The 9367-nt window shown below is 67.3% G+C and carries 8 protein-coding genes; 4 read left to right on the forward strand and 4 right to left on the reverse strand.

Annotated elements, in window-relative coordinates; translation table 11 throughout:
• Positions 1 to 106 precede the first annotated feature (106 nt).
• Positions 107 to 646: a translation initiation factor IF-3 gene (gene infC / locus ACTT2I_RS11950; RefSeq protein WP_172407481.1), complete on the reverse strand. Its 540-nt coding sequence runs from the start codon at positions 644 to 646 to the stop codon at positions 107 to 109.
• Positions 647 to 694: 48 nt separating this feature from the next.
• Positions 695 to 2599 carry a threonine--tRNA ligase gene (thrS, locus tag ACTT2I_RS11955; protein ID WP_088432536.1) on the reverse strand — a complete coding sequence of 635 codons (1905 nt, stop codon included), beginning with the start codon at positions 2597 to 2599 and terminating at the stop codon, positions 695 to 697.
• Between the two features lie 422 nt (positions 2600 to 3021).
• On the opposite strand from thrS, the gene ACTT2I_RS11960 reads away from it, so the two are divergent.
• From ACTT2I_RS11960 to ACTT2I_RS11975, 4 genes are all read left to right on the forward strand, one after another.
• Positions 3022 to 3318 (forward strand): hypothetical protein, encoded by a 297-nt coding sequence (locus ACTT2I_RS11960; protein ID WP_088432535.1) that lies wholly within the window; start codon positions 3022 to 3024, stop codon positions 3316 to 3318.
• A complete protein-coding gene (locus tag ACTT2I_RS11965) occupies positions 3318 to 3581 on the forward strand; it encodes a hypothetical protein (RefSeq protein ID WP_088432534.1) in 264 nt (87 codons plus the stop codon). The genes ACTT2I_RS11960 and ACTT2I_RS11965 overlap by 1 nt, the downstream gene beginning before the upstream one ends.
• A gap of 10 nt (positions 3582 to 3591) precedes the next feature.
• On the forward strand, positions 3592 to 5157 hold the full coding sequence (locus ACTT2I_RS11970) for a PepSY-associated TM helix domain-containing protein (protein WP_421099287.1): 1566 nt from the start codon (positions 3592 to 3594) through the stop codon (positions 5155 to 5157).
• 108 nt (positions 5158 to 5265) lie between these two features.
• Positions 5266 to 6342, forward strand: a complete 1077-nt coding sequence (locus ACTT2I_RS11975) for a serine hydrolase domain-containing protein (RefSeq protein ID WP_421099286.1) — start codon at positions 5266 to 5268, stop codon at positions 6340 to 6342.
• Here the strand turns inward: ACTT2I_RS11975 and ACTT2I_RS11980 are convergent.
• On the reverse strand, positions 6311 to 7924 hold the full coding sequence (locus tag ACTT2I_RS11980; protein ID WP_421099285.1) for a winged helix-turn-helix domain-containing protein: 1614 nt from the start codon (positions 7922 to 7924) through the stop codon (positions 6311 to 6313). The genes ACTT2I_RS11975 and ACTT2I_RS11980 overlap by 32 nt on opposite strands.
• A 52-nt stretch (positions 7925 to 7976) precedes the next feature.
• Positions 7977 to 9161, reverse strand: a complete 1185-nt coding sequence (locus ACTT2I_RS11985) for a glycoside hydrolase family 18 protein (RefSeq protein ID WP_421099284.1) — start codon at positions 9159 to 9161, stop codon at positions 7977 to 7979.
• Positions 9162 to 9367: the final 206 nt, after the last annotated feature.

Genomic DNA, 9367 nt, shown 5'->3' on the forward strand with positions numbered 1-9367 from the left:
GCCCACCGGACGGGCCGCAGGAGGCTGCAGCCACGGCAAACGGCAACAGGCGCCTGAAAAGGCGCCCCTGCCTGTTACGCGAATCGAAACCGCCGGCCGGGGCCGGTTATTTCTTCTTCGGCGCGATCATCATCACCATCTGCCGGCCTTCAAGGCGCGGACGGGACTCGATCACGATGTCTTCGCCCAGATCACCTTCGATCCGGTTGGCCATCTCGCGACCCAGTTCCTGATGGCTCATTTCACGGCCACGGAAGCGGATGTTGACCTTGATCTTGTCGCCCTCTTCCAGGAACCCGCGCATCTTGCGCAGCTTGATCTGGTAATCACCTTCATCGGTGACCGGGCGGAACTTCACTTCCTTGATCTCGACCTGCTTGGTCTTCTTCTTGGCCTCGTTGGCCTTCTTCTGCGCTTCGAACTTGAACTTGCCGAAGTCCATGATCTTGCACACCGGCGGATCAGCCTGCGGCTGAATCTCGACCAGGTCCAGACCTTCGTCTTCGGCCATCGACAGCGCTTCGTCACGCGTCAACACACCAATCATTTCTCCGTCGCTGCCGATCACGCGGACGCGCGGCACCCGGATTTCCTGATTCTTGCGGTTCTGTTTGTTGTCAGGGGTACTGATATTGCAATCTCCCAGAGGAATCAAACCGGCCCATCGCGGAGCATCCGCAGGGCCGGGACTTTCTTACACGGACTGTTCTGCCTGCAACCGCTCGATGAAGGCCTGGACGGACATGCTGCCCAGATCTTCGCCAGAGCGCGTACGCACGGCCACGGCGCCATTTTCCTTCTCACGGTCGCCAACCACCAGCAGGTACGGGACCCGCTGCAGCGTATGCTCGCGAATCTTATATCCGATCTTCTCGTTGCGCAAATCGGCGTTCACGCGGAAGCCTTGATCTGCAAGGGTTTTCCTGACTTCGCTGACGTATTCAGCCTGGGCGTCGGTGATATTGGCCACCACCACCTGGGTCGGGGCCAGCCAGGACGGGAAGGACCCGGCGTGGTGCTCGATCAGGATGCCGATGAAGCGCTCCATCGAGCCGACGATCGCCCGGTGCAGCATGACCGGGTGCTTCTTCTGGCTGTTCTCGTCCACGTACTCGGCGCCAAGGCGGCCGGGCATCATGAAATCGACCTGCATGGTGCCCAGCTGCCAGGTACGGCCGATGGCGTCCTTGAGGTGGTACTCGATCTTCGGGCCGTAGAAGGCGCCCTCGCCGGGCAGCTCCTGCCACTCCACACCGCAGTTGCCCAGCGCCGAGCGCAGCGCGGCTTCGGCCTTGTCCCAGGTGGCATCGTCGCCCAAGCGCTTTTCCGGGCGCAGCGCGATCTTGATCTGGATCTCGTCGAAACCGAAGGTCGTGTAGACCGCCAGCGCCTGCTGGTGGAAGGCCGTCACTTCGGCTTCGATCTGCGATTCGGTGCAGAACACGTGGCCGTCGTCCTGGGTGAAACCACGCACGCGCAGGATGCCGTGCAGCGCGCCGGACGGCTCGTTGCGGTGGCACGAGCCGAACTCACCGTAGCGGATCGGCAGGTCGCGGTAGCTGTGCAGGCCCTGGTTGAACACCTGGATGTGGCCCGGGCAGTTCATCGGCTTGACCGCGTAGGTGCGCTTCTCCGATTCGGTGAAGAACATGTTTTCCTGGTAGTTGTCCCAGTGGCCGGACTTCTGCCACAGCGACACGTCCAGGATCTGCGGGCAGCGCACTTCGCCGTAGCCGCTGTCGCGGTACACACGGCGCATGTGCTGCTCGACCACCTGCCACAGCGCCCAGCCCTTGGGGTGCCAGAACACCAGGCCCGGGGCCTCTTCCTGCAGGTGGAACAGCTCCTGCTGCTTGCCGATGCGGCGGTGATCGCGCATTTCGGCTTCTTCGATGCGCTTGATGTAGGCCTCGAGCTGCTTCTTGTCGGCCCAGGCGGTGCCGTAGATGCGCTGCAGCTGCTCGTTCTTGGCATCGCCGCGCCAGTAGGCCCCGGAAATGCGGGTCAGCTTGAAGGCTTTCAGGAAGCGCGTGTTGGGCACGTGCGGGCCGCGGCACATGTCCACGTATTCCTGGTGGTAGTACATGCCCATCGCCTGGATCTCCGGCGACATGTCCTCGATCAGGCGCAGCTTGTAGTCCTCGCCACGCGCCTTGAAGATCTCGATGACCTCCGCACGCGGGGTGACCTTCTTGATGACGTCGTAGTCCTGCGCGATCAGCTCGCCCATGCGCTTTTCGATGGCGGCCATGTCCTCGGGCGTGAACGGACGCTCGGAGTAGATGTCGTAGTAGAAGCCTTCGGCGATGACCGGGCCGATCACCATCTTGACGTCCGGGTACAGCTGCTTGACCGCATGGCCGACCAGATGGGCGGCGGAGTGGCGGATGATCTCCACCCCCTCCTCGTCCTTGGCGGTGATGATGCGCAGGCTGGCATCGTGGTCGATGACGTCACTGGCATCGACCAGCACGCCATCCACCGAGCCGGCGATGGTGGCCTTGGCCAGGCCGGCGCCGATCGACTGGGCGACGTCCATGACACTGACGGGGTTTTCGAATTCACGGCGGCTGCCGTCGGGGAGCGTGATCGCGATCATGAGAGTGCTTTGGTCTGGTGGCCCGCAGGGGAGCCTGGAGAATCCGGGGGACGAGGCAATAAAAAAGCGCCACGAAGGCGCCTGCGTCAGGGGCCGTCGGGGGCGTTCAGCGGTGGGCGGTGGTAGTGCTCATGTCACACGCTAGACCGGCGCAGGGCGCGGGCCACCTTGTTGCCTCGATAGAGATGCCCTGATCTTAAACCAATCCGCCGATGAATGCGCCGCCGCGCGCCGGCGTGCCCCGCCCAGGCGCCTGAATGTGGACGTGTGGCGCCCATAAACGGCAATGATTACCATGCGCGGGTTACTGTCCTGCCCAGGACAGGGTTGCCGATTGGATCCCCCATGCCCTGCCCCGCTTCCTGCCCGGCCCGCATCGCCCTGCCGCCCGTTCCGGCGCCGGCGCCGCTGGCGGCCACCCGATGATCACGGTCGCCCTGACCTCGCTTGGTTTCTGCAGCCTGGCGCTGGCCGGCTCCGCCTTTTCGGCGCTGGCGCTGTATGCCGCCTCGCCGCACTGCCGCTGGCCGCGCCTGCGCCGTGCCGGCCGGCTCGGCCGGCAGATCAGCCTGGTGGCTGCCGTGGCAGCGCTGTGGCTGTGGATCGCCAATCTGGGCATCGCCACCGGGGTGGTGGTGATGCTGTGCAGCTGGATGCTGGTGGCGATCGCGCTGCCGCTGCTGGCCGCCTGGCACCGTCCGGCACAGGTGATGCGCTGATGTGGGCGCGCGCGGGCGCGGGCCTCCTGGCCGGCTTCTTTGTCGCCGCCGCCGCCACCGGGCTGATCGCCTGGCTGCCGCCGGGGCCGTGGCAGAACGCGCTGGTACCGAGCCTGATCGCCTTCATTCCGCTGTGGATGCTGGCCGCGATCTGGGCCTTCAGTTTCCGCACCGGGCTGCGTGCCTGGGCCGTGATGAGCGCGACCGCCCTGGCCGGGTTCGGCCTGCTGTGGCTGCTGCGCCTGACCGGCGCGGTGCAATGAGAGCGATGCGATGAAGTTCAGTTCCCAGACCCTGCGCACCTTCACCACCCTGCATACGTGGGTCGGCCTGGTCGCCGGATTCGCGCTGTTCGTCGCGTTCTACGCCGGCGCGCTGACCCTGTTCCATCATGATCTGCCGCTGTGGCAGACCCCGCACGCGGTGGATACGCCGGCCGCGAGCCTGGACGATGCGCAGCGCCTGCTCGATGGCGTGCTCGAGCGCCACCCGGCCGCGCGCACCCATGTGGGCATGACCTTCCCCGGCGGCGACCACCCGCAGCCGATCGCGTATTGGCAGGATGCCCAGGGCACCTGGCTGTATGCGTGGCTGGACCACTACGACGGCAGCGTGACGCCGCCGCAGACCGGGCTGGCAGAGCTGGTCAACGAACTGCATTACAGCCTCGGCCTGCCGGTCGCCGGCACCTACCTGATGGGCATCGTCAGCCTGCTGTATGGCGTGGCCCTGCTCAGCGGGCTGGTCATCCACCTGCCCAAGCTGCTGGGCGATCTGTTCGCGCTGCGCCCGGGCCGCAACCTCAAGCAGATGTGGCAGGACGCGCACAACGTGATCGGCGTGCTCAGTCTGCCGTTCCATCTGATGTTCGCGGTGACCGGGGCGCTGCTGTGCCTGATCTTCCTGCAGATGGCGGCGCTGAATCCCCTGATCTTCGACGGCAAGCTGCTGCAGGCGGTGCCGGCGGCGATGGACACCGCACCGGTGCGCGAACCCAGCGGCCAGCCCGGTGATGACACCCATCTGCGGATGCTGCATGCACGCGCCATCGAGGTGGCCCGCGCGCAGGGCGTGGCCGATTTCGAGCCGGCCTTCCTCAAGCTCGCCCATGCCGGCGACGCCAACGCCACGATCGAGATCACCGGCGAATCCGGCGGCACCCTGGGGCCGCTTGGCGCGGTCGGCCTGGATGCGGCCACCGGCCGCCTGCTGAGCAGCCAGTTGCCCGGCCAGCGCGATGCCAACCACGCCACTCTCAGCGCTGCCTATGCGCTGCACTTTGGTGAGTTCGGCAATGGGGTGGTGGTATGGCTGTACTTCCTGCTCGGCCTGGGCGGCGCCTTCCTGTTCTATTCCGGCAACCTGCTGTGGATCGAATCGCGGCGCAAGCGGCGCCAGGTGGAACAGGGCCGCGCGCAGATCAACATGGCCCGCGCCACGGTGGGCGTTTGCATCGGGTTGTGCGTGGCGGTCTCGGCCAGCTTCGTCGGCGCGCAGATCCTGGAGCAGGTCGCGCCGCAGGCGGTGGACCACGGCATCCGCTGGATCTGCTTCGTCACCTGGGCCATCTGTGCCCTGTGGGCGGCGCTGCGCCGCCCCGACCAGGCGGCCCGCGAACTGCTGTGGGCGGCGGCACTCAGCACCGCGCTGGTGGCGGTGATGCACGGCGCGCTCACCGGCTTCTGGCCGTGGGCGAGCGCGGCACGCGGCTACTGGCCGCTGTTCTGGGTGGATGCGGTGGCGCTCGCACTGGCATTCGGATTTGCCACGCTGGCACGGGCAAGCCTGCGCCGCGCACGCCATGGCGACCCGAACAGCGTCTGGAGTGCACCGCGCTGATCGCCCGCGAGGCCTGCTGCGGCGGGCCTTCAGAATTCTTCAGGCGCATTTCCAGCACTTCAGACCGCGCCATGGCGTAGTCGCCCCTCATCTCGAGGAGCCCTGCCCATGCCCCACCATCGACCCCGACTTGCCGCCTTGGTCTTCGCCCTGGCGACCGCCGTTCCACTGACCTCTCCCGCCGCACCCGCAGCGCTGGACAGCGCCCGGATCACCGCGCTGGAGTCGGCGATCGCCACCCAGGACATCAAACAGATCACCAGCGTCCTGCTGCTGGTGGACGGCCAGGTGGCCTACGAGGGCTACTTCAACGGTGGCACGGCGGACACCCTCAACGACGTGCGCTCGGCCAGCAAGAGTGTCACCGCGATGCTGGTCGGCGTCGCCATCGGTGACGGCTCCCTGCCCGGCGTGCAGGCCCGCGTGTACGACTACTTCCCCGGGTTCACCGCCCACCACCCGGTCGACCCGCGGCTGCGCACCACCACCGTGGAAGACCTGCTGACCATGAGCACGCTGTGGGAGTGCGATGACGAGAACGCGTTCTCGGCCGGCCACGAGGAGCGCATGTACGTGACCGAGCACTGGCTGGACTTCGTGCTGGCGCTCCCCGTCAAAGGGTTCGCACCTTGGATGACGCGGCCGGAAGACAGCCCGCATGGCCGCGCGCATGCCTACTGCACGGCAAACTCCTTCGTGCTCGGCGCGGTGCTGGAACAGGCCACGAAACAGCCGTTGGCCGACTACGCCGCGCAGGTGCTGGAGCGCCCGCTGGGCATCACCGCAAGCAAGTGGAACCGCTCACCGGAGGGCATCGGCATGGGCGGCGGTGGGACGCGTTACCGCAGCCGGGATCTCGCGCGGCTGGGCGAACTGGTGCTGGCCGAGGGACGCTGGCAGGGCAAGCAGCTGATTCCCGCCGGCTATGTGCGGGCGATGGTGAGCGCCCAGGCCACCGCCGGTGATGGCAGCGACTACGGCTATCAATGGTGGGGGCTGAAGCTTCCGGTCGATGGGCAGCAAACCACTATCTGGACGATGTCCGGCAACGGTGGCAACTACGTGTTCGTGATGCCGGAGAAAAAGCTGGTGGCGGTGATCACCAGCCAGGCCTACAACCGCAGCTACGCCCACCCGCAGTCGCGCCGCATCCTCACCGAGTTCCTGCTCCCGGCGCTGCGCTGAGGCCAGCGAGGTCTGTTGGCCGCCACGGGGCGGCCAACACCTGGGCACGCTGCGCAGATACGTCCGCCTCGATCGTGTCGAGCAGGCCCTGCCAGCCTGCCGCATCATGCAGCGGGGCAAACAAGGGGGTGGCGCGCAACCACGCGGCATCGCGGAAGCCGGCGCTCACCGCCTGATGCAGGGCGGTCAGCGCAGCGGCCTCCTCGCCCCGGGCCTGCAGCAGCATCGCACGCTCCAGTGAGGTGTCGGACCAGCCATCGTCGCCCTGCCCTGTCAGCATCTGCAGGCGCTCGGCAATCCATGCGGGCGTAGGCGCTGGATCGCCATACAGGCCGGCCAGGGTCTGTCCCATCGACTGCTGCGGGCGCAATGCCCGGCTCTGCTCGAAGGCTTCAGCAGCGCCCGTCCGATTCCCGCTCAACAGCAGCAACTCGCCCTGCAGGCGCAGCAACTGCGGGTGTGGCGTTCCGCGCGCGAGCGCCTGATCAAGCGCCTGCCGTGCCTTGCCGGACTCCCCCATCGCCAGCAGGCTGTGCGGCCAGGCAATGTTGGCGAACACATTGTCCGGATAGAGCTGGAAGTTGTGCGCGTGCCGGCGAGCGGCGGCAGCGCTGAAACCCAGCAGCTCCAGTTCGCGTGCGACCTGCACGTCGCGGAAGCGGACACGTTCGGGTGCCCGCAGCGACAGGTTGTCCTGCAGCGCCTGCGCAAGATGCCCGCGCTCCTGATGCAGATACGCCAGCGAAGCGCGGGTGCGCTCGTCAGCCGGGTCGCGCTGCAGGGCCTGCTGGTAGTCGGCCATGGCCTGCGGCATCGCACCGAGGCAATCGTGGGCGTAGCCGCGCGCCGCCCAGCCTGCGGCATCCTCCGGTGCCGCGCGTACCACCTGGCTGGCCAGCGCCAGCGCTTCCTGCGCGCGTTCGCGGCCGCCGTTGAACAGGCAGGCATCCGCCGCCAGCGCACGGGCGAGTCCACGTTGCGCGATCAACGACTCGGGGTCGATCTGCAGCGCCTGGCGGTACAAGGCCATCGCCCGTTCGTTGTTGCTGGCCTGGCCGATGCCTGCGTAATACGCGGCGCGCTGCAGCACCGGATCGGCAGGCGACGCGGGTGCGGCAGCGGGACGGACCAGGGCAAAGACGACAGCCGCAGCGGCGATCGCCACGCCCGAGATCAGCCAGATCCAGCGTGCGCGCCCGTGTCGGCGTGGTGCGACCAGGGCGCCATCAGCACTGGCGTTGGCGTTGGCGTTGGCGGCGTTGTCGCACATCACCACCTGTGGCGAGGTGCACAACTGGTAGCCGCGGCTCCGGACCGAGCGGATGTAGCGCGGCCGCCGGCCGTCATCGCCCAGCGCCTGCCGGAGCAGCTTCACCCGCTGGCTGATCGCATCCTCGCCGACCACCGCTGGTGCCCATACCTGATCGGCGAGCGTGTCGAATTCGACGACAGCGTTGCCGTGGGCCAGCAGGCAATCCAGCAGCCGCCAACTCAGCCCGCCAACCGGCAAGATCTCATGCCCTCGCCGCACCTGCTGGGCGGTGCGGTCGATGTGCAGATCCAGCAGGCGGACGGTCTCCATGCGGGCAAGCATAGGGCACGAGCCTGCGTCGCGGTGACACTTCCCGGCGGGCTTACTTCGCGGGGGGCTGGAACGGCGCCACCATTGCCTTGAGCAGGCTGCCCTGCGCATCGTCACCGGTCAGCTCCCACATGAAAACGCCGCGCAGACCGCTGTCCTTGGCGAAGTTGGCGCGCAGGCCGATCGAGGTGGGATCCTCGTAGCTGACGAAGACCTTCTCGGTGGCGTTGTACAGCCACGGAGTCTGCGCGACCGGGTGCCACTGCCGCTCCCAGCCGGGCTGGCCGAGCATGCTGGCCTGGATCTGGCGCCAGTCGCCGGCCGGATGCGGCGCGCTGTAGCGCTGATACAGACCCTGGTTGGCATCACTTTCCAGCTTGAAGCCGCGGCCGTAGAACGGAACACCCAGCACCAGTTTGTCTTTGGGCACGCCGTGCTGCTCGTAGTAGGCCACCGCACCGGCCACGCTGTTCCAGCGCTTCAGCTCGGGCGCCAGCGGATCTTCAGGCACCGCGTGCAGCGGCGCGTTGAAGGTGGACACCGCCGAGAAACCGGTGCCCATGTCGTAGCTCATCAGGTTGATGAAATCGAGCGTGCGGGCCAGCTCCTTGAGCTCATAGCTCCGTGCCGGATCATACGGGCCATCGGTCTGCACGCGGCCGGCCGGCAGCGCAGCGGTGACCAGCCGATGCTGGCCGTCGGCCTTGTCCAGCGCATCCAGCTGGCGGCGGAACTCGCGCACCAGCAAGGTCATGTTGCGACGGTCTTCCGGGCGGTCGGTGATCTCGGTCGGGCCGCCATACACGGGGAATTCCCAATCAATATCCACTCCATCGAAACTGCCGCGATGACGTTCGAAGAACATCGCCACACAGGACGACACGAAGCGCTGGCGGCTTTCGGCGGTCAGCGCCGCATCTGAGAATCCCCCGGCGTTCCAGCCGCCGATCGAGATCAGCGTGTGCAGCGTGGGATGCGCGCGCTTGAGCGTGGCCAGCGCCTTGAAGTGCGCATCCGCGTCCGGCGCGACCACGCACTGCCCCTGGTCGATGGTGGCGAACGCGTAGAACAGATGGGTCAGCGTGCCGGCGGGAATGTTCTGCACCGGATAGCGGTCCGCGGAGCCCCCCGGATAGTACGCGCCGATCACCTTGGGCAACGGCTCGGCGGCGGAAGCGGCCTGCGGCATGACGCTGGCGATCAGGACGGCAAGGACAGCGACGGTAGAACGGAACATGGGATCTCCCCGGTCGAAGGCGAGGCCACGTTAGCAGCGCGATGCGGTGTGCGGGCGCTTTACGCGGTGATGTCCTGCGAATCCGTCCGGCGGACACGCCCGGCTGACCCGCGCGGGCCTGGCGGGTGTCCGCAGGCCGCGCAGCGCGAGCGGGCACGCGCCAAGGCCGTGCCACCCAAGGTCGCCGGCTGCGGCGAATGAGCACG

The organism is Stenotrophomonas sp. PUT21, from assembly GCF_052232875.1.
In the GTDB taxonomy this organism is placed as follows: Bacteria; Pseudomonadota; Gammaproteobacteria; order Xanthomonadales; family Xanthomonadaceae; genus Stenotrophomonas; species Stenotrophomonas maltophilia_N.